This is a genomic window from Sphingobacterium arenae (genome assembly GCF_014692505.1).
GTDB classification, from domain to species: Bacteria; Bacteroidota; Bacteroidia; order Sphingobacteriales; family Sphingobacteriaceae; genus Sphingobacterium; species Sphingobacterium arenae.
In genome coordinates, this window is the sequence record NZ_JACNYK010000001.1 from 748,999 (window position 1) to 770,807 (window position 21,809).

Annotated in this window: 11 protein-coding genes; all 11 read left to right on the forward strand. The window is 45.0% G+C overall.

The window, feature by feature from the left end; genetic code table 11:
* Positions 1-17: 17 nt before the first annotated feature.
* The 11 genes from H8B17_RS03050 (at position 18) to H8B17_RS03100 (ending at position 21,799) form a co-directional block, all read left to right on the forward strand.
* Entirely contained in the window at positions 18-2,384 is a 2,367-nt protein-coding gene (locus tag H8B17_RS03050) for an alpha-L-rhamnosidase-related protein (RefSeq protein ID WP_190307681.1), read from the forward strand.
* Between the two features lie 63 nt (positions 2,385-2,447).
* Positions 2,448-3,830 (forward strand): SGNH/GDSL hydrolase family protein, encoded by a 1,383-nt coding sequence (locus H8B17_RS03055; protein ID WP_190307682.1) that lies wholly within the window; start codon positions 2,448-2,450, stop codon positions 3,828-3,830.
* 16 nt (positions 3,831-3,846) lie between these two features.
* On the forward strand, positions 3,847-6,399 hold the full coding sequence (locus H8B17_RS03060; protein ID WP_223816325.1) for a glycoside hydrolase family 38 N-terminal domain-containing protein: 2,553 nt from the start codon (positions 3,847-3,849) through the stop codon (positions 6,397-6,399).
* Between the two features lie 20 nt (positions 6,400-6,419).
* Positions 6,420-8,762, forward strand: coding sequence for a GH92 family glycosyl hydrolase (locus tag H8B17_RS03065; RefSeq protein WP_190307684.1), 2,343 nt, complete (start codon positions 6,420-6,422; stop codon positions 8,760-8,762).
* 7 nt (positions 8,763-8,769) lie between these two features.
* The gene (locus tag H8B17_RS03070; RefSeq protein WP_223816326.1) at positions 8,770-11,466 is read left to right on the forward strand and encodes a glycoside hydrolase family 2 protein; all 2,697 of its coding nucleotides are present in this window, start codon (positions 8,770-8,772) and stop codon (positions 11,464-11,466) included.
* 4 nt (positions 11,467-11,470) lie between these two features.
* On the forward strand, positions 11,471-13,756 hold the full coding sequence (locus H8B17_RS03075) for a GH92 family glycosyl hydrolase (protein WP_190307685.1): 2,286 nt from the start codon (positions 11,471-11,473) through the stop codon (positions 13,754-13,756).
* Between the two features lie 31 nt (positions 13,757-13,787).
* Positions 13,788-15,515 (forward strand): RagB/SusD family nutrient uptake outer membrane protein, encoded by a 1,728-nt coding sequence (locus tag H8B17_RS03080; protein ID WP_190307686.1) that lies wholly within the window; start codon positions 13,788-13,790, stop codon positions 15,513-15,515.
* 13 nt (positions 15,516-15,528) lie between these two features.
* Complete coding sequence (locus H8B17_RS03085; protein WP_190307687.1) at positions 15,529-15,972, forward strand: DUF5004 domain-containing protein; 444 nt, start codon at positions 15,529-15,531, stop codon at positions 15,970-15,972.
* Positions 15,973-15,977: 5 nt separating this feature from the next.
* Positions 15,978-16,967: a DUF4961 domain-containing protein gene (locus H8B17_RS03090; protein ID WP_190307688.1), complete on the forward strand. Its 990-nt coding sequence runs from the start codon at positions 15,978-15,980 to the stop codon at positions 16,965-16,967.
* A 46-nt stretch (positions 16,968-17,013) separates the two neighbouring features.
* Positions 17,014-20,094 (forward strand): SusC/RagA family TonB-linked outer membrane protein, encoded by a 3,081-nt coding sequence (locus tag H8B17_RS03095; RefSeq protein WP_223816327.1) that lies wholly within the window; start codon positions 17,014-17,016, stop codon positions 20,092-20,094.
* Between the two features lie 19 nt (positions 20,095-20,113).
* Entirely contained in the window at positions 20,114-21,799 is a 1,686-nt protein-coding gene (locus tag H8B17_RS03100) for a RagB/SusD family nutrient uptake outer membrane protein (RefSeq protein WP_190307689.1), read from the forward strand.
* Positions 21,800-21,809: the final 10 nt, after the last annotated feature.

Here is a 21,809-nt window from a genome sequence, read left to right on the forward strand (position 1 = left end):
TAAAAGATCAACAAGATATGATAAAGTATCTGTCTATCCTTTGCCTATTGTCCGGCTTTCTTTTCTTGTCAAAAGCTGCTTTTTCGCATGGCTATATGCAGAACAGCAGGCTTTGGAACGCAAAATGGATTTCAGAGAAGAGCGATGAGGGGCTGACATACGGTGTGTACCATTTTCGGAAAAGTATCGAACTCGCTGGAAAACCAGAAAGTTTCGTTATACATGTTTCGGCAGATAATCGCTATAAGTTATATGTCAACGGTCAAGTTGTATCGATGGGTCCCGCGCGTGGTGACCTTCATTTTTGGAACTATGAAACGGTAGACATCGCCCCTTATTTGGTTTCTGGACAAAATGTGGTGTCAGCGTTGGTGTGGAACGAGGCTGAATACAGGCCGGAAGCACAGATTAGTTTGCGGACAGCGTTTATTGTGCAGGGACATTCAGCATCCGAGGAAATATTGAATACGAACGGAAGCTGGAAATGTGTGAAGAGCCACGGACACCACCCTATTCCTGGATTTTTCTTTGCGGCGAGTAAAGGAGAGCTGGTCGATATGAACCAGACTATCAAAGATGATTGGCATGCCGTGCATTATGATGATCATAGCTGGTCATCCGCTCGGGAACTTTCTGACGGAAAAACCAAGGGAACGTCTGACGGCTGGACCTGGCAACTTGTGCCTTCTCCTTTGCCACAAATGGAACTGAGCTACGAACGTCTTGTCAAACTGCGGGCGGTCAGCGGCATGGAAGCACCGGTTTCCTTTCCGGCAAAGAAAGAAAACCTCACTATTCCGGCCAACCGTACCGTTACCTTGTTACTCGACCAGACCTATATGACCAACGCTTATGTTACACTTCTTTTTAGCAAAGGTAAGGGGGCGGGTATTTCTTTGGGATACGCCGAAACATTGTATGACCGGCACGAAGGTGACGAGCTCCGGAAAAGCAACCGTAATGAAGTAGAAAACAAAATATTTGTCGGCAGAATAGACAGCCTATTGGCCGATGGGACGGAGAACCAAACGTTTACTACGCTAAACTATCGTACTTACCGTTATCTGCGATTGATTGTCAGCACAAGCAACGAGCCGCTAATCATCAAAGACTTGTACGGCACTTTTACAGGGTACCCTTTTAAACAAAATTATGTACTTAACACGGGCAATAGCGAAATAGACCAAATATTGGATATCGGTTGGCGGACTGCCCGGCTAAACGCCTGGGAAACCTATATGGATTGTCCGTATTACGAACAGTTGCAGTATATTGGTGATACGCGTATACAGGCTATGATTTCATACTACAACAGTGGCGATGACAGGCTTGCCCGTTATGCGCTTGACCTGATGGATCGCTCACGCTTGACGGAAGGAGTCACCATGAGCCGCTATCCTACGCGCGGAACGCAGATTATATCTACGTTCTCTCTTTGGTATATCGGTATGTTGCATGACTATTGGATGTACCGCCCCGACAGCGATTTCATCAAGGAAAAACTGACCGGGCAACGGGCTATACTCGAATTTTTTGAAAAACTACAGCAACCGGATGGCTCTATCAAAGATTTGCCTTACTGGCGGTTTGTGGATTGGGTGGGCGATATGGGGTGGGGGCCTATGGGGCCGGACGGAAGCGCAGCCATCTATGATCTGCAGCTGCTGCTGGCATACCAATGGGCCTCAGAAATGGAGGCCGCGTTTGGACTAACCCACTTTGCCACCTATTACGAAGAAAAAGCCGCCCAATTAAAAGCCACCATAAAAAATAAATATTGGGATGGCGAAAAGAAACTATTTGCCGACACCAAGGAAAAGAAAGGTTTCTCGCAACATGCCAATTCGCTGGCTATCCTAGCAGGATTGATCGGCGAACAAGATCTGGCTACGGTGGGTAACAGCTTGCTCCAAAACACCGAATTAACGCCTTGCACCATATACTTCAAGTATTATCTCCATCAGGCATTGGCAAAAGCGGGATTGGGCGATGATTATATGAACTGGCTGGGTATCTGGCGCGAAAATATACAAATGGGATTAAGCACCTGGGCAGAAGACTCCCGCTTGCAAACTGTTCGGTCGGAATGCCATGCCTGGGGAGCCAGTCCGAATATTGAGTTTTTCAGAATCGTATTAGGAATCGATACGGATGCTCCGGGGTTTGCCCGCGTAAAAATTGAACCGCGTTTGGGTATAATGACCGATGTGCGTGGTGAAATGCCCCATCCGAACGGAAAAATTTCAGTCCATTATAAACAACAAAAGAATAAATGGAAAATCAGTGTAAACCTTCCAGAAAAAACGACCGGAAAATTCATTTGGAAAGGTCAGATTTACGCACTGGAAGCCGGTTCAAATATATTGTCACTAGGCGTAAAGTGAAATTAGAAAAGCGATATTAATTGTATACGTGTTGATTATAAAACCCAAAAATAAGTATTATCCATGAGGAGATTTTTTATAGGAATTTTAGTGCTTGCTCTCGGAGCGAATCCGTTGTTGGCGCAACAAATAGCACCATTTAAGGAAAATGATCGTGTCGTTTTCTTAGGGAATAGTATCACGGACGGTGGGCATTACCACGCGTATGTATGGCTCTATTACATGACGCGTTTCCCGACGATGAACCTAACGATTCTCAATGCCGGTATTGGCGGAGACCGCGTAGGGGATATGCTCAAACGCCTAGACGGAGATGTGTTCAGCAAACAGCCAACCGTGCTGTTGACCACCTTTGGTATGAATGATTCCGGATACTTTGAATACAACGGATCAGAGCCGGAGAAATTTGCTGACGAGAAAGTGGAGGAGTCCCACAACGGCTATAAACAGATGGAGGAAAGGTATAAAGGACTCGTGGGCACCAGGATCGTATTATTGGGAAGTTCACCTTATGATGAAGATGTAGTTATTCCGGATAACACACCATTGAAAAATAAAAATAAAGCGATGCAGCGTATCGTCGATTTTCAAAGAGCATCGGCAACAGCCAATAAATGGGAGTTTCTTGACTTTAATGAACCGATGACAGCCATTAGTAAGCGTGTTCAGCAAGAAGACCCCTCCTTTACCTTATCTGGAAATGATCGTGTACATCCAGACCTGGATGGCCACATGGTGATGGCATACCTTTTATTAAAAGCACAGGGGTTTAGTGGGCAGAAGGTAGCCAAAATGGAAATAAATGCGCCTAGCCAAAAGGTAATAACTGCTTTGAACTGTAACCTGTCCGATATCGTGAAAACAGGTACGGGTTGGAGTTTTGATTATCACGCAAACGCCCTTCCTTATCCGTTGGATACCGTGACAAGAGGATGGGGGAGTAAGAAGAGCGCCTTCGATGCACTTGCGGTGGTGCCTTTTATGGAAGAAATGAACCAAGAACTTTTGATCGTAAAAGGTTTGAAAGGAAATTATAAACTTCTTATTGATGGAGAAGAGATCGGCAAATGGTCGGCTGCGGAATTCGCAAAAGGTATAAATCTTGCCGCTTTGGATAACACACCTCAATATCAGCAGGCACTCCGTATTATGCATCTTAATGAAGAAAGATGGGAAATAGAACGCCGTTTCAGGGATTATGCCTGGGTGCAGTATAATTTTTTCCAACCGAAAGGATTGTTGGATGCCAATAACCGGCGGGCCATCGAGGTGTTCGACCAGTTCAAAGAAAAGGATGGGTGGCTACGGGCCAAAAGAGATCTTTACAGCAAGGCGATGTTTCCCGAAGTGAGACAGGCCTGGCAGCATGAAATGGACGTGTTGTTGCAGACGATCAAACAGGTTAGCGTACCAAAAACAAGAAAAATCAGCCTTGTTCGTAACTAATGCCATAATCCGACATATGATGAAGATGAGAATATTAACCCTTTTATTTCTTTTGCTATCGTCGTTCACCGTTTATGCACAGAAACCCTACTTTGTGGATGGATATCACGGCGGGGTGTATGGGCACTATCCAATGTGGGTGACGCAATTTATGGTGGATAAGTTGGCTGCTCACCCCGAATGGAAATTGGGTTTGGAGATAGAACCTGAAACATGGGACACGGTAAAACGAAACGAACCAACGGCCTATGCGCAATTTTCCAATATCGTGCGAGATAAGCGCATTGAATTTACAAATCCCACGTATGCACAGCCCTACTGTTACAACATCTCAGGAGAAAGTATTATACGGCAATTTGAATATGGTATGCGTAAGATGCGTGAACATTTTCCAGATGTTACGTATACGACCTACGCTGTTGAAGAACCCTGTTTTACAAGCAGCTTGCCTCAAATATTAAAGCAATTTGGTTTTAAATATGCTGTATTGAAATGTCCGAACACGTGTTGGGGTGGTTACACGACCGGATATGGAGGAGAACTGGTGAATTGGATCGGACCGGAAGGAACGTCTATATTAACCGTGCCACGATACGCATCGGAAGATTTAGAAGAAAATTCTACTTGGCAAACGACAGCGTGGAATAACTCGACTGCTTTTATACAAGCGGCCTACCAACAGGGAATTGATAATCCCGTAGGCATGTGTTATCAGGATGCGGGCTGGAAAAACGGCCCTTGGCTTGGTTCCGGTAAGCATATCAAGAACAATTCTACTTATGTAACCTGGACAGGGTACATCGAAGATATATCGTCTAGACAAACGGACGATAGCTGGCATTTTTCGCAGGAAGATGTTTTGGTCAACTTGATGTGGGGAAGCCAAGCATTGCAACGTATAGCACAGGATGTCCGGAAATCCGAAAATAATAGGGTGATGGCCGAGAAAATCAGTGCGATGGCCTATTTGGATAATAACTACCAACCATTAGCTGACGACGAAGATGAAGCATGGCGGACCTTGATGATGGCGCAGCATCATGATTCTTGGATTGTTCCTTATAATCGTCTGGACCAACAGCAAACATGGGAACAGGCGGTTCGTTCGTGGACGAATACGACAGATAGGTTATCCGAAAAGATCATACAGGAGGCGGTCTCCAGTTATGTAAAGGGCACATCGAAAAAAGGAAAAGATTTGGGCTATGTCCGGATTTTTAATACCGTTGCCGCAAAAAGATCAGCGGTTGTCCGTGTAAAATTACCGGCAACTTGGACGCAAAGAGATGTGACGCTTCATGATCGTAAAGGAGAAGAGTTGGCTTGTGTTATAGAGGAAAAGGATAATGCTTTATGGATCGTTTTTAAACCAAACGTGGCCACCTTGGGTTATGTAACCTATGCTTTGCGAAAAAATAGTCAACCTGTCAACAAAAAAGTGCAACAGGTGCGTTTTGATGCAGAAGGAAATTGCATCATAGAGAACGATATGTATAAGATAACGCTCGACAAATCTAATGGGGGCGTAATCACTAGTCTTTTCGCTAAGCATATCGATAATAGGCAATTCGTTGATCCCTACGGACCTTACGGTTTAGGGGAGATCGCGGGCCATTTTTATGAGGAAGGAAAATTTCATTCGTCAAAGGATAACCCCGCTACCATAACTGTTTTGGAAGATAACCCGTTTATCGTAAAGGTAAGGGTCGCGGGCTATATCGCTTCACACCCGATGGTCCAAGTAATCACGCTTGAGGCTGGCCAGCGACGGATAGACTTTGAGCTAACGGTTGATTGGCAGCGAAATGTGGGCATCGGTGAATATAAACAAGAGCATGACTGGACAGACAATAGGCGCGCATACACAGATGACAGGTACAAACTTAAAGTGATGTTTCCCAATAATCTCCAAGGTGCTAAGTTGTACAAAAATGCGCCTTTTGATGTATGTGAGAGCCGACATGAAAATACGTTTTTCGGGAATTGGGACGAAATCAAGCACAATGTGATTCTTCATTGGGTAGATCTGGTGGAAGAAGACCAGGAATATGGCCTGGCGCTCCTGTCCGATCATACCACGTCCTATCTCCATGGTTCGGATTACCCCTTGAGCCTTACCGCACAATATTCGGGCGTCGGGCTGTGGGGCGTGGACTATGAGATAACGGAAGCCTTAAAAATGCGCTATGCGTTGATCCCCCACGCGGGCAGATGGGACACGGCACAGATTGCTACCGAAAGCAACTGTTGGAATGAGCCCTTGCTGGGCGTATATGGAGGAGATTTCGTAGGTGAGGATAGGCAATTTGTTGCGGCGGGTCAAGCAGGAATAGAGGTGTCGGCGATGAAACTTGATCAGGAAGACCTCCTGCTTAGGCTTTTTAATGCGGAAGGCGTATCGGGCGTACACCAGATTAGGCTTGATTTCCCGGTAGAAGGTATAGAAGAGGTTTTGTTGGACGGTGAAAAGGTAGGTGCGCTACAAGTAGCGGATCATATGGGCAAACCAACCTTTTCCATGGATATACCTCGCTTTGGAATAAAAACAGTTCGAATAAAGAAAAAATAGATATAGCTAATTAAACATCGATGTTAAGGAGTATACAATTATGGGGGAGCCTTGTATCCTGTTTCCTGTTATTAAAATCCTGTGCGGTGGGTGATACAACAGCATACTCGTCTCCGGCGGATTATGTAAATCCCTTTATAGGGGCCAGTACAAGTGTGGGGATTGCCGAAGTTTATCATGGTTTAGGGAAGACGTTTCCGGGAGCTGCTACACCCTATGGTATGGTGCAGGTCAGCCCCAATACCATTACAGGAGGGGATAATAGTCCGGGGTATAGTTACGAGCATCAGACGATAGAAGGATTCGCTTTTACACAGATGAGTGGGGTCGGCTGGTTTGGGGATTTAGGAAATTTTCTGGTGATGCCTACGACAGGAAAACTGAAGGTTATTGCCGGGAAAGAAGATGGCAGTATCGAAGGGTACCGTTCGCACTACAATAAGCAAACGGAAATAGCAAAGGCAGGTTATTATGCCGTGGATTTAACAGATTATCATATCAAAGTGGAGACGACGGCTGCCGCGCATAGCGGAATGATCCGTTTCACGTTCCCGCAACATAAAGAATCGCGCATACAGATCGATCTTGCTCGTCGGGTAGGAGGGACAGCTATAAAACAGTATATCCATAAGGTGGATGAGCACACGATTAGGGGATGGATGTTGTGCACACCGGATGGCGGTGGATGGGGAAACGGTGAAGGGAATGCGGATTATACAGTTTACTTCTATGCACGATTCAGTAAACCCTTGGAAAATTATGGTTTCTGGACAGCTGATATTCCCGACAATTGGAAGCGAAAAAGAGATGAAGTTGTTAGCATCCCTTATTTAAGAGCGGTGGAAAAGGCCACTATTATACGGGACGAGGAAACCTTAGAAGGAAAGCACTTGGGTTTTTTCTCTGACTTTGAAACAAGCGAAAATGAGGAGGTTACTTTGCAGGTGGGTATTTCTTTTGTTGATATGGGCGGAGCAGAAAATAATTTTAGGAAGGAAATGGAAGGGAAGTCTTTTGATCAAATTCGGGAGGAAGCGTATGATTTATGGAATCAAGAACTGGATAGAGTGCATATCCAAGGTGGAACGGATGATCAGAAAACAATCTTCTATACCGCGCTTTATCACACGATGATTGATCCTCGTACATATACGGATGTAGACGGACGTTATATCGGTGGAGACAAGCAGGTACACCAAGAAAGCGGGTTTACAAAACGGACGATGTTCAGTGGTTGGGATGTTTTTCGAAGCCAGTTCCCGCTGCAAACCATTATAAATCCAAGATTGGTGGATGACCAACTTAACTCATTGATTACACTTGCGGAGGAATCTGGACGTGGATATTACGAGCGGTGGGAGATTATGAACGCCTATTCCGGATGTATGATCGGGAATCCGGCTTTATCTGTGCTGGCCGATGCCTATGTAAAAGGTATCCGAGGATACGATGTGGAAAAAGCCTATGCATTTGCCGTCAATACGTCTGAAAAATTCGGAAACGATTCTTTGGGTTATACAGCGGCGCCGTTCAGTATTTCAAATACGTTGGAATATGCGTATACAGATTGGTGCATCGCACAATTGGCAAACCGGCTTGGAAAACAAGAAGATGAACAGCTTTTCTTAGAAAAATCACAAGCATACAGGAATATCTTTGATACTGAAAAAGGCTGGTTCCGGCCTAGAAATACAGATGGTTCTTGGGAAATCTGGCCGGAGGGAGCGAGAACAAAAGAGTGGTATGGAACTGTTGAATGTAATCCTTACCAACAAGGGTGGTTTGTTCCGCATGATATTCCGGGGATGATACAGCTCATGGGTGGAAGGGAGAACGTATTGGAAGATTTGACAAGTTTTTTTGAACAGACACCGGACCATATGCTGTGGAATGATTATTATAACCATGCTAATGAACCTGTTCACCTCGTACCATTCTTATTTAATCACCTCGATGCACCTTGGGATACCCAGAAATGGACACGCCATATCTGTGACGAGGCGTATAAAAATTCCGTAGAAGGTATTGTGGGAAACGAGGATGTAGGACAAATGTCTGCTTGGTATGTATTGGCTTCCAGTGGTCTGCATCCCTCCTGTCCGGGAAGTACCCGTTTGGAGATAACCAGTCCACTATTTGATGAAGTTAAATTCCGTTTGGATAATGATTATTATTCGGGAACGCATTTCACGATTAAGACCCATAATAATACAGCTAAAAATATATATATCCAGAAAGCACTGTTAAATGGAAATCCCTATGATAAATGCTATATCGATTTTCAGGAGATCGCTGCAGGTGGAAAACTTGAGTTGTTCATGGGAGAACAGCCGAACAAGAAATGGGGTGTAGAAAGTAATTAAAAAGACAATGGGTATAATAAAGAAGATATTGTTTACCATGTTATCCTTGCTATTGGTTTCTGTTGCATGTAACGGACAGCTTCAGCAGCTATCGTTAAATAGTACCAATCCGGATATAACATGGTGGGTACAACCAAAAACAGAAGGTTCACCGTCGGGGTTTGAGATTTCAACTTCAGGTTATCGGATGGAAGACGCCGTCAAAGGCGTAGTTCCTGGGGTAGTGTTTACAGCATATGTAGAGGCGGATGAAGTGCCTGATCCGAACTATTCGGATAATATCCACCGTGTTGATGCGGCTTTTTTTAATCGCCCTTTTTGGTATCGAACAACCTTTCAACTGCCTACCTCGGTAAAACCGGGACAACAAATCTGGTTGCAGTTCGACAATACGAACCGGTATGCAGATTTTTATATGAATGGTGTAAAATTATCGGGAACACGAGAATCTACGAAAGATGTCAGTGGGCATATGCTACGTACCAAATATGAGGTTAGCCATTTGGTTAGCCATGATCAGGAGAATGTCGTCGCTGTACTGATTACCGATGCTGACCAAAAGAAGACAAGGGATGCCAAGGATCAATTTGGCGTAGTAGCCAGTCCGACCTATTTATCGGCCGCAAGCTGGGACTGGATGCCCTATGTGCCCGGACGATTGGCCGGTATAACGGGAAATGTATCGTTAAATTTTACCGGTGATGTGACCATGGAAGATCCTTGGGTAAGATCTGAGCTGGAATCGAATGACATTGCGTACTTATTTGTTTCAACGGAGTTGAAGAATGCTTCCGATCAGGCAAAAGAGGTCTTGCTATCCGGACGCATTCAACCGGGTAATATACAGTTCTCAAAGCAAGTACACTTGGAGGCCAATACGTCGAAGAAGATATATATGGACCGTAAAGAAATGGAGGCCCTCATTGTAAAGCAACCCAAGCTTTGGTGGCCTAATGGTTATGGAGAGCCGCATTTATATACGTGTACGTTGCGAAGTGAGATTGATGGTGCGGTATCCGATCAAAAGGAAATCACTTTTGGCATACGTCAGTATGAATACCAATATAGTCGAAACAATGCGGGATGGCCTGTTCTCCAGTTCTTTATCAACGGACAGCGCATATTTTTGAAAGGTGGCAATTGGGGTATGAGTGAATATTTGTTGCGGTGTTCCAGAAAAGAATACGAGACGAAGATAAAATTGCACAAAGACATGAATTATAATATGATTCGTCTTTGGACGGGTTGTGTTACAGATGATGCTTTTTATGATTACTGTGACCGTTATGGTATCATGGTCTGGGATGACTTCTGGCTTTATGTGGCTTATAATGATGTCGCAAATGATGAAGATTTTAAAGCAAATGCGTTGGATAAAGTGAAAAGATTAAGGAATCATCCGAGTATTGCACTATGGTGTGGAGCGAATGAAACACATCCTAAGCCAGAGTTGGATGGCTATCTCCGCAGCATTGTTGCTTTGGAAGACCATAATGACCGGATGTACAAGTCCAGTTCTAATCAAGATGGGCTATCTGGTAGTGGTTGGTGGGGCAATCAGCCGCCGAAGCATCATTTCGAAAACTCGGGGAGTAACCTGGCGTGGAATAATCCGCCTTATCCGTATGGTTCGGACCGGGGTTACGGATTGCGAACAGAAATTGGTACAGCGACTTTCCCGAATTATGAGAGTGTGAAAGAATTTATGCCGGCCGAGTCATTGTGGCCTTTGCCTACAGATGAGCAACTGGAAAAGGATGATGACAATGTGTGGAACAAGCATTATTTCGGAAAAGAGGCATCTAACGCAAGTCCGATTAATTATAAACGAGCGGTAAATACCCAATTTGGAGAGTCAGATAACCTGATTGCTTTTTGCGAAAAGGCACAATACCTCAATATAGAAGTGATGAAAGGGATATATGAAGCTTGGAATGATAAGATGTGGGAAGATGCATCGGGGTTATTGCTCTGGATGAGCCAATCGGCGTACCCTTCCTTTGTATGGCAAACGTATGATTACTATCATGACGCGACCGGGGCTTATTGGGGCGCTAAATATGCCTGTGAACCTTTGCATATACAATGGAACGCCGCTAATAATAGTGTGAAAGCGATAAATACAACATCCGAAGATCTGAAAGGGGCCGTGGCGACCGCGCGGGTTTTCACTTTTGGGGGTAAAGAATTAGCAGCGTATGGCCGCAGGGAAAAAGTGAACGTGCCGGCAAGTAACAAAAAAGAGGTTTACCGTTTAAACTTCGATTCCTGCAAAGCGTGTTTCGATGCTGAACTTACACCTTTACATTTTATAAAACTGGAACTAAAGGACAGTTTGGGAAATATGCTCTCCGAGAATTTTTATTGGCGGAACGGTGAAAAAGAACTTGACTATACGAAGCTCAATAAGCTGCCTGCTGCAGATCTGACTTTTACATTATTGGACAAAGCAGATGATGGAAAGCAGATCTTACTTAAAAATCAAGGAAAGAGTGTGGCTTTTGGTAATCGACTCCGACTTGTCCGACATGATACGCAGGAGCGGGTATTGCCTGTATTGTTTTCCGATAATTATTTCACCTTGATGCCGGGTGAGGAGAAAATCGTCCAGATTTCGGATTTAGAAGCAGGTCAATTTGATCTACTGTGGAAGCAATATGGATATAAAGAGGAACATGTTTTAGTAGTGAAGAAAAAAAAATAAACGGATGAAAATAAAAAATATAGTTTGGGTTGTTCTTTTTTCGCTTGGGATAACAACAGGTTATGCACAGGAGAAGGACTTGGTAAAGTATGTGAATACGTTGCAGGGGACAGATTCCGAATGGGCGTTGTCCTATGGGAATACCTACCCCACGGTAGGCTTGCCTTTTGCGATGCATTTTTTTTCTGCACAGACAGGAAAGAATGGTGATGGTTGGAAATACACCTATAAGGCGAATACGATCCGTGGTTTTCAGCAAGTACACCAGTGTAGTCCTTGGATGGGTGATTATGCGGTTTTCTCCCTGATGCCGGGAAAGGGAAACCTCCTTGTCAATGAAGATGAAAGAGCTTTGCCTTTTAACCATGATAATGAAATTGCTAAACCACATTATTATTCCGTAAAGTTTGATAACGGGATACAAGCAGAGATCAGTCCGGTAGAGCGTGGTGCGCACATGCGGTTCTCCTTTCCGAAAAAGGAAAAGGCTTATTTGATCTTAGACGGCTTTCTGAAGCATAGTCAAGTAAAGATCATTCCGGAAGAGCGCAAAATTATCGGCTATGTTAATAATGGTCGGTTCGTTCCTGAAAACTTCCGTAATTATTTTGTACTGGTTTTCAATCAGGATTTTAAGAGCTATGGCACGTGGGAAAATAGAGCGAATAAAATCTCTTCGGGAAATAGAGCGGATGAAGGAGAAGGCATTGGTGCTTACCTAGAATTTAAGCCGGGCACACGTGTAGAAGTGAAAATGGCATCTTCCTATATTGACCCCGATCAAGCATTACGGAATTTAAAACAGGAGCTGGACGGAAATAAAAATTTTGAAACGACCAAAACCAAAGCGTTCGATGTTTGGAATGCATGGTTAAACCGTATCGTAGTAGAAGGGGGAACAGAAGAAGAAAAAGCAACCTTCTACTCTTGTCTGTTTCGTGCCAATCTCTTTTCCCGTAAGTTCTATGAAATTGATCCAGCGGGTAATCCCTATTATTTCAGCCCGTATGACGGAAAAATTCACCTGGGCTATATGTATACGGATAATGGCTTTTGGGACACTTTTCGTTCCCAATTTCCATTGAGTAATATCCTACATCGTGAAATGCAGGGGCGCTATATGCAGTCTTTATTGGATGCGCAGCAACAGGCAGGCTTTCTTCCAACTTGGTCTAATCCGGGTATGTCCGGTGTGATGATCGGAAACCATGCGATTTCCTTACTAACGGATGCCTGGGTAAAAGGTGTGCGTACTTTTAATCCCGATAGTGCTTTGCACGCCTATTATCATGAGGTAACCAATAAAGGTTTTTATGGAGGTTCGAATGGTCGACAGGGTTGGGAAGCGTACTTTATCAAAGGATATATTCCGTATCAGGATGATTTGCATGAAAGCACCGCCAAAACATTAGAGTATGCTTATGATGATTTTTGTGCTTATCAACTGGCAAAAATGACGGGTAATAAATTCTACGAAAATATATTTGCCCGCCAGATGTATAATTACGTCAACGTTTTTGATAAAGATAGCAAATTTATGCGCGGACGATTGGCAAATGGCGAATGGATGCCAGATTTTGATCCGGTGGAATGGGGTGGTGCTTTTACCGAGGCCAATGCCTGGCAATATACGTGGTCAGTGATGCACGACATAAACGGACTGATTAATCTCATCGGCGGCGTAGATCGTTTCAACGCGAAATTAGATTCTTTATTCACGATGGAACAGACGATCAAGTATGGCAGCTATAAACAGGAAATACACGAGATGCGGGAAATGCTCTTGGCCAAAATGGGACAATATGCACATGGTAATCAACCGGTACAGCATGTTGCGTATTTATACAATTTCAGCGGCCAACCCTGGAAATCGCAGGAGCGGACGCGTAAAGTCATGTCCCAGCTGTACAACGCTTCGGAAAAAGGCTATCCAGGAGACGAAGATCAAGGCGGAATGTCTTCTTGGTATGTGTTAAGTGCGTTGGGAATTTATAGCGTATGTCCGGGAACGGACGAATATGTTTTTGGCAGCCCGGTCTTTGAGAAAGCTACCGTGAAGCTGGAAAACGGGAAGGAGTTTGTCGTGATTGCCAAGAATAACAGTCCGAAGAATGTCTATATACAGTCGGCGCAGTTGAATGGTGTTCCTTATGATAGGAATTTCATACGGTATGAGGACATCATACAAGGCGGAAAACTGGAATTTGTGATGGGAGCCTCTCCTAATATGAACAGGGGAGTTTCGATAGAATCCCGACCGTTTTCGTTGAGCCAGCTAGCAGGAGAGTAGCAAATAATTATAATACATTATAAATTAAATTATGAACAAGGAATATTTGATTTACGCAGTGTGTGCCATGCTGGCATTTGTGTCGTGCGAAAAACAGGGTTTTTTGGATTCGACACAGTCGACTGATCTGAACGAGCAAGTTGTTTTTTCGGATAGTGCCTACACGATTAATTTTCTTTCGGGGATATATGAAAATATAGGTTTTGCCACGGCACCTAAGCGCTTTGGTGGTGGCGGATTAGACGCTAGTACCGACGAAGCGGAAGGAGCAGGACTGGGCACGATTAACACGTTCATACAATTTGCGACAGGTACGGTCAATGCGAATATGATTACAAAGGACGCTTGGTCTACTTGTTATACGAACATCCGCAGATCCAATATTATGCTTAAAAATTTGCCGGATGCTCAGTTTGCTAACGATATCAAGGTGCGGGCTACTGCAGAAACACGGTTTTTGAGAGCGTATTATTATTTTATTCTTCTGGAGCATTACGGAGGTGTGCCGTTGATGGGGGATAGTGTTTACCGTGCTGATGATGTCGTCCCTTTTACCCGGAATACCTTTGCACAATGTGTGGACTATATTGTGCAGGAGTGTGATGCCGCTGCCGACGATCTACCGTGGGTACATACCGGTGAAAATTATGGACGTGTCAATAAGGCTGCTTGCTATGGTCTGAAATCCCGGGTATTGCTTTATGCCGCCAGTCCATTATTTAATGGAGGAGGATTGGCGACAGAAGAACCGCTGCGTAGTATCGTAGGTTACCCTAATGCAGATCAATCCAGATGGGAACAGGCAGAAGCGGCGGCAGAAGAGGTGATGACATCCGGTCAATATAGCTTACACCTCAACAATACCACCGAGCCCGGCTATGGTTTTTATGAAGTTTTCCATCTGCGTAAAAACAGCGAATACTTGTTGGCGAGGATGCAAGGCGGCAACCGGGAATTGGAAGCGACTTGGAACCCTCCTACTTTTGGGGTGGACAACCCCGGCGCTTATCCTTATTTGGAAATCGTAAACGCTTTCGGTATGCGAAATGGCTTACCTATAGATGACCCCAATTCGGGCTATGATCCGGCACGCCCCTATAACGATAGGGATCCGAGGTTGGCGAATACGATTACACGCGACCAATCCATGGCTTTTCACCGAGACGGCTTAGCGCGTCGGCCTGTCAATATTTTTATCGATAAAACCAATCCCAATAATGTTAGTTCGGGACAGGATGCAATCTATAAGGGTACGTCGACGGGTTTTTATGTCTATAAGATGATACATAGATTCGTGGTGGTGGATCAGTTCAATACCGAAACGCCGCGATGCCTGCCGATTATCCGGTATGCAGAGATCCTACTGAACTATGCCGAAGCACGTAATGAACACCTTGCTGTACCGGATGGGAAGGTCTATGAAGCTGTGGAAGCCATACGCCAGCGGGCTGGGCTTTCTCCCTATACCTTGCCGACGGGCCTTTCTCAGGCAGATATGCGCGCAATTATCCAAAACGAAAGACAAAAAGAACTGGCGTTCGAGGGCCATCGTTTTTTCGATGTACGTCGCTGGAAGATTGCTGAAACGATGGAAAACCGCCAGCTACACGGTACCGAACCTGTACGCGTAGCAGGTGTTACTACCTACAATACGATCGATGTGCGAAAAAGAGTGTTTAACCAGCGCATGTATCTCTGGCCAATTCCGCAATCGGAAGTTGCGAAATCGGTTGACCTACTACAAAATCCTGGATATTAAAAGAAAAGAAGAGATGAAAATCAAGCACTTATTATTATTTGTCTTCATTGCATTTGGCTATTTATTTCATGTCTCCTGTGAGGATGAGATGGCAAATATCGTTACGGATGAGCCCGTTAAAGACATAACCGGAAGTTGGAAAGTTGTCCAGCTGATGAGAAATGGCGAAGATTTGAGCCAACGATTAAATCTGACCGATTTTCGTGTAGATTTCAAAGCAGACGGGAACTATATCTTAGCAAATGAATTACCATTTGTATTAGTGGGATCCGGAACCTACACCTTGAATGATCCGCAGTATCCTTTCAGCGTACTGCTGACTGCTGATGGAGAATCGGAACAGATTGCTGTGAAACTTCAGTATCCGGTGGTGCGTGGAAAAAGACAGTTAAGTCTTTCATTCAGTCTGGGATGTGCCGGCAATACCTACCAATATAATTTTGAACGTGAAAACTAACAACCATGAAAAGACCATTTCAAAACCTCGTGTATTTATATATTCTGGCAGGACTGTCTTTGACCATCTTTTTAGTCCACTGTGGACTAAAAGCATTGACGGTTACCGTCCCGGCGCAAGCGCAGGTTGATGAACGCGTGACCTTCGTGATGCACAGTGGTGCGGAACCTCGTATAGAGGAACCCGGAACGTATACGACCCAACTGCTAGCGGGGATTATGGTTCCGAAAAACTGGAATGCAAGAGAACAGGCCGTACTGACCTATACAAGCCCGAAAGGGAACGGAACGTTGCGCATGATACCGGATTCGGAAATAGAGCCGGTATCGGGTGTGAGCTGGCACCAAGCGGCCAAGAATATGTTTGGCATCGGTCCAAACCTCGTGGACGATTTCGAGTGGATTATCTACAGGAGTACGCAATCGTATACGTTTTCCAACAATGAAGATATAGACTTCAATGTGCAGGTTGCATGTCATGTAGGATCTGAAAATATGTTGGTCCGTTTAGGGTTCTATGTGGGGTCTTCTATCGAGAATTTACGACCTGAGGACGACCAGTATAAGAAATTCACTTTTTCGGATGTCTTTGAGGTAACCGGTGGCGAAGGTGATGTGATTGACTTTGTCAACCCGCAACTGGGCACCATCCAGCCGGTAAGAAGTCTGGACAACGATATCATTACCCTTGTTTTTAATGGGGGTGTGATGAACACCGCACTGGATGGACTGAATGAAGTTTATCTGCGCGCACAGGCATTTGACAGCGATGGCCAAATGATCGAAGCGGTGATGGAGCAGAACGACAAGACAAAAATGAGCAGTATAGGCGGCAGACAGTTTCGTATTGATATATGGCCGAGGGGGTTCTTTGCGATTGAAAAGGGAAAGCAAATTGCCCGCGTGGAATATTTTTTCACCAGCGCCGATGGAACAAAAACGGTGGGGTATGGCAATACGGAAGAGCCTTTTCGATATACTTTCCGCTGTGAATAAGTTATCGGGGCAATCCAGGAATATGAATCAAAAAATGATCTGAAATATGATGAATCAGTATATAAAAATCAGTTTAATAGCGATGTTGTTTCTTTTTGTCGGACAGCATAGTGTTTTGGCTCGCTCTTTCCGACAAAGTGTGAAGGGGCTTCCGGTGAACGTTGTTGACGAATACGGAAAACCGCTGTTGGGAGCAAAGGTATACTCCTTAGCGGATGAGCTGCTTGGAGAGACGGACGAAACCGGAGATGTGCATGTGGAGGCGATCGCAGGGACGGAGATTATTGTCCGGCATCCGGCATATTACCCCAAAACGATCGTGGTGGCGTCCGGCATCCGGATAGCGATGGTGGTCAATTATCTAAAACAGGAAGAAATACGGGAAGTGCTTTATGATCAAAAAACAGATCAAAATCTGTTAGGAGCTGTATCTAGCGTATACAATAGCCAGCTTAAGACCACACCGACCCCGCTTTATTTAAATGCGTTAACCGGTAGACTCGCCGGGTTCTATGCGCAGGAAATCAGTGGCTTCCGATCGGCACGGTCAACGGCCATTACCTATGGTGATCTTGCGGGTTCCTTGCCTACGGAAGGTACAAAATACAGTTCCGCGCTCAGCGATAATAGTGAGGTCTTCCTTCAATTAAGAGGACAGCAACCCGTCACGATTATTGACGGCGTGCAACGGGAGATTTATTCCATCGACCCGGAAAGCATTGAATCCATTACTGTTGCGAAAGATGCGCTATCCTCTATTTTGTTAGGACAGCGCAGTTCAAGAGGCGTATTGCAGATCACCACCAAAAAAGGTATGGCAGGCCCTCCCCGAATCTCCTTTACGGCGCAGACAGGTGTGCAGGAAGCATTGAAGATGCCTGAACCGTTAAATGCTTATCAATATGCTTACCTCTACAACGAAGCCTTGGCGAACGTCGGGCGGCTACCGGCCTATTCGCAGGAAGAATTTGAATTCTTCCGTAACGGAAACTCGCCCCTGTTGTATCCGGATGTAAATTGGTATGATGCGGTGCTACGGAACAATAGCCCAATTACAAAGTATAATTTGGGTGTAAATGGAGGCATCCGTAACGCCCGATATGCGCTTTCGCTCAGTTATTTAAATCAGGAAGGAATGTTTCGGGAGTCGGATGAATTTGACTACGCGACCAATGCGAGTCAAAGCCGATACTTGATAAATAGTTCCATCGATGTGGATGTTACGAAAGATTTCACGATTGGATTACAGCTTTTCGGCCGTATTCAGGATGGTAGACAGCCGGGAGCTGGAACATCAAACATTATGAATGCTCTTTTTGCTACGCCCAATCATGCTTATCCTATCTTTAATGATAATGGTTCCTACGGAGGTTCTCCTCAGTTCAGAACGAATATTTATCAGCAAGTAATGGGCTCAGGTTACTTGATCGATAATACAAGGGACGTTTTTGCAAACCTGGATTTCAACTATAGACTTGACCAATGGTTGCCGGGCTTATATGCGAAGGGAAAGGTGAATGTATCAGCAACTTCCTCTAGTTTCATTAACCGATATCGGCAGCAACCGGTTTTTGATGTGCAATATAATGATGCCGGTGAATTGACCTATATACGTTATGGAAATATTGCGGATCAACCCAATTCATTTTCGACCACTTCTACGGCAAATTTCGTTTATTTTCAGGGGGCAATCGGATATGACGGACAAATTGCCGATAACCACCAGATAGGCGGAAAGCTATTTGTCGATCAGCAGACGGCTAACTACCAGTTTGATTTGCCTGCCATCCATACCAATTTTGCCGCAACGGGTAACTACGCTTATAGGCAAAAATACTATGCCGAACTGGCGGTAAACTATTCCGGTTTCAATCGCTTTCAGCCGGGTAGGAAATACGGAACGTTTTATGCACTGGGCATAGGCTGGGACTTGGCAAAGGAATCGTTTCTATCCACACAAATAGATTGGCTGAACCAATTGAAATTAAGAGCTACCTATGGAAAAACGGGTAACACCAACGAAGGCGCTTTGGGTTACTACAGTTGGCGCGCGGCTTACGGTCAAGGAGGTAACAATGGTTATGAATTTGGTTCGGAATATTCGTATGTCAATAGTTTGGAAGAGCGGGGTTTGGCTAATGTAAATGCCACCTGGGAGAAAGGAAATAAATTAAATATCGGCATGGATGCCTCTTTATGGAATTCCATGTTCCGGCTGACGGTCGAATATTACAGGGATCGCTATTACGACTTGCTCCAACAGCGTGGGTCGACGATCGAGATGATTGGGATAGGCTATCCAAATGAAAATATCGGCGAAAATCTGTTCGAAGGACAGGAAATCGACCTAACCTATCAAAACAATGTGGGTAAGTTTAACTATTTTATTGCCGCCAATGCGTCCCGTATGCGCACGGAAGTGCTGTATATGAACGAAGTACGTCGCGATTATTCTTGGAATTATCGTACGGGTATGCCGGTCGGCCAAACTTTTGGATATTTGGCAAACGGACTGATACAGACACAGGCGGAGGCGGATGCAGCACCGTTATTGGGTGGTAATGTGGTACGTCCGGGCGATGTAAAGCTGGTCGACCTGAATGGAGATGGAATCATCAATATACACGACCAAACAGCGATCGGCAACACGAAACCTATAATTTACTATGGGGCTACACTTGGGTTTAGCGTCTCCGGATTTGATTTTAGTGTGCTTTTACAAGGTGTTGCGAACCGGACTTACCAACAAATGGATTACTCCTTTGGCAACAATGGCGATAGCCAGGGCTATTCGTATATGATGGGACGCTGGACGCCAGAGACAGCCGAAACGGCGACTTACCCTCGTCTTACGGTTGGCTTTGATCCGACGAACACGCCTTATCTCAATACCTCCAGCTACTGGACACGCTCCGGGGAGTATCTACGGGTCAGAAATGTAGATCTAGGCTATACGATCCCCACCCATTTAAGCCGCAAAATCAATCTTTCGTCGTTTCGTGTTTTTGCCAATGCACAAAACCTTTTCACCTTTACGTCCTATGACCGATTGGATCCGGAGATCTCCGGGAATGCTGCTTATCCGGCGCAACGGACGATCGTTTTTGGTGTCAATATCAAATTATAAACCTAAGACAGATACCGCTATGAGATATATAGAATTAAAATGGACTTTATGGGTTGCAGTGGCAATCTTTGCACTCTCTTCTTGCAAGAGTGATCTAGAAAACGTGCCTATCGAGAACCAAACCTTGGAACAGGTTTTCGACACGAATGATTCGGCAGGTACCAATGCGAATCGCTTTTTGACAGATTGTTACCGTTATCTTCCCAATACAGGAAACCGGGTCGGCGGCGATTTCCTAGACGCGGGTACGGACGACGCTGTATCTTCCAATCCCACCAATACTTCGGTACAGCAGTTGGCTTTAGGCACTTACACGGATGATAGTTATCCGGATAATCGTTGGTCAGATTTCTATACAGGGATCCGCATTGCCAGTATTTTTATCCAAAATATCGACCGGGTTCCGTTGAAAGGTCAGTTGTCAAACGGCACACCATTAAAGCGTGTATGGAAAGCGGAAGCACGCTTTCTGCGGGCGATGTTTTATTTTGAACTGGTGAGACGGCATGGTGGCATCCCCTTACTGGGAGACAAGGTCTATCAACTGAGCGATGATATCGAGTTGCCACGTAATAGCTTTCAGGAATGTGTGGATTTTATCGTAACTGAATGTGATGCGATAAAAGATAGCTTGCGGGTGGATCCGTTTGACCTTCCTAACTACGGACGGCCTACGAAGGCGGCAGCGCTTGCTTTGAAATCGCGCATCTTGCTATACGCTGCAAGCCCGCTATACAATGGCGGGAATATTGGCGGACAGAATCCCCTGACGGGTTATGCCGATTTTTCGGTAGCTAGATGGCAGGCGGCAGAGCATGCTGCCAAAGAAATCATCGATCTTAACTTGTTCCAACTAGAGCCCGAATTTAAGCAGGTATTTATTACCCGCAACAATGAGCGGATATTTTCGAAGCAGGGCGGAAACAACACCAGTATAGAGAATAATAATGGGCCGATAGGGTATGCTGCAGGTGTTAACAACGGAAGAACCAGTCCTACGCAGGAATTTATAGAGGCATTCGGTATGATAAATGGTTTGGATATTACAGATCCCAATTCGGGATATAATGAGGACGATCCGTACAGCGGCCGTGATAAACGTTTCTATGCCACTGTTTTTTATAACGGAGCGATGTGGTTGAGTCGAGCCGTTCAAACGTTTGAAGGCGGGGCAGACAAGCCCGGCGGAACAAGGCAACAGACCAAGACGGGATATTATCTGCGGAAATTCATGGGCAACTTTGAAGAATCTGTCAATTACAGCGGTGTAAACCATGATCATATCCTATTTCGTTATGCGGAGACGTTGCTAAACTATGCCGAAGCACGAAACGAACGGCTGAGCGTGCCAGACCAAGCGGTTTATCAGGCGGTTGAAAATATTCGGAAACGTGCCGGTTTAAGTCCTTTTGAGCTTCCTTCCGGATTGAACCAGGAACAGATGCGGGCGGTTATTCGGAACGAACGCCGTAAAGAACTTGCTTTTGAGGAGCATCGTTTTTACGATATGCGCAGGTGGAAAATCGCCGAACAGGAGTTCAATAAGGAACTACATGGGATGGTTATTTACGAAACGGGTACAGGGACTATTCGTCAAGCTGTTCCCGTCTTGAAGATGAATTTTGAAAAGAAAATGTATCTGGCACCGATTCCATTCAATGAGGTCATTAAAAACCCGAATATGGAACAAAATCCGGAGTGGTAGTCCAATTATA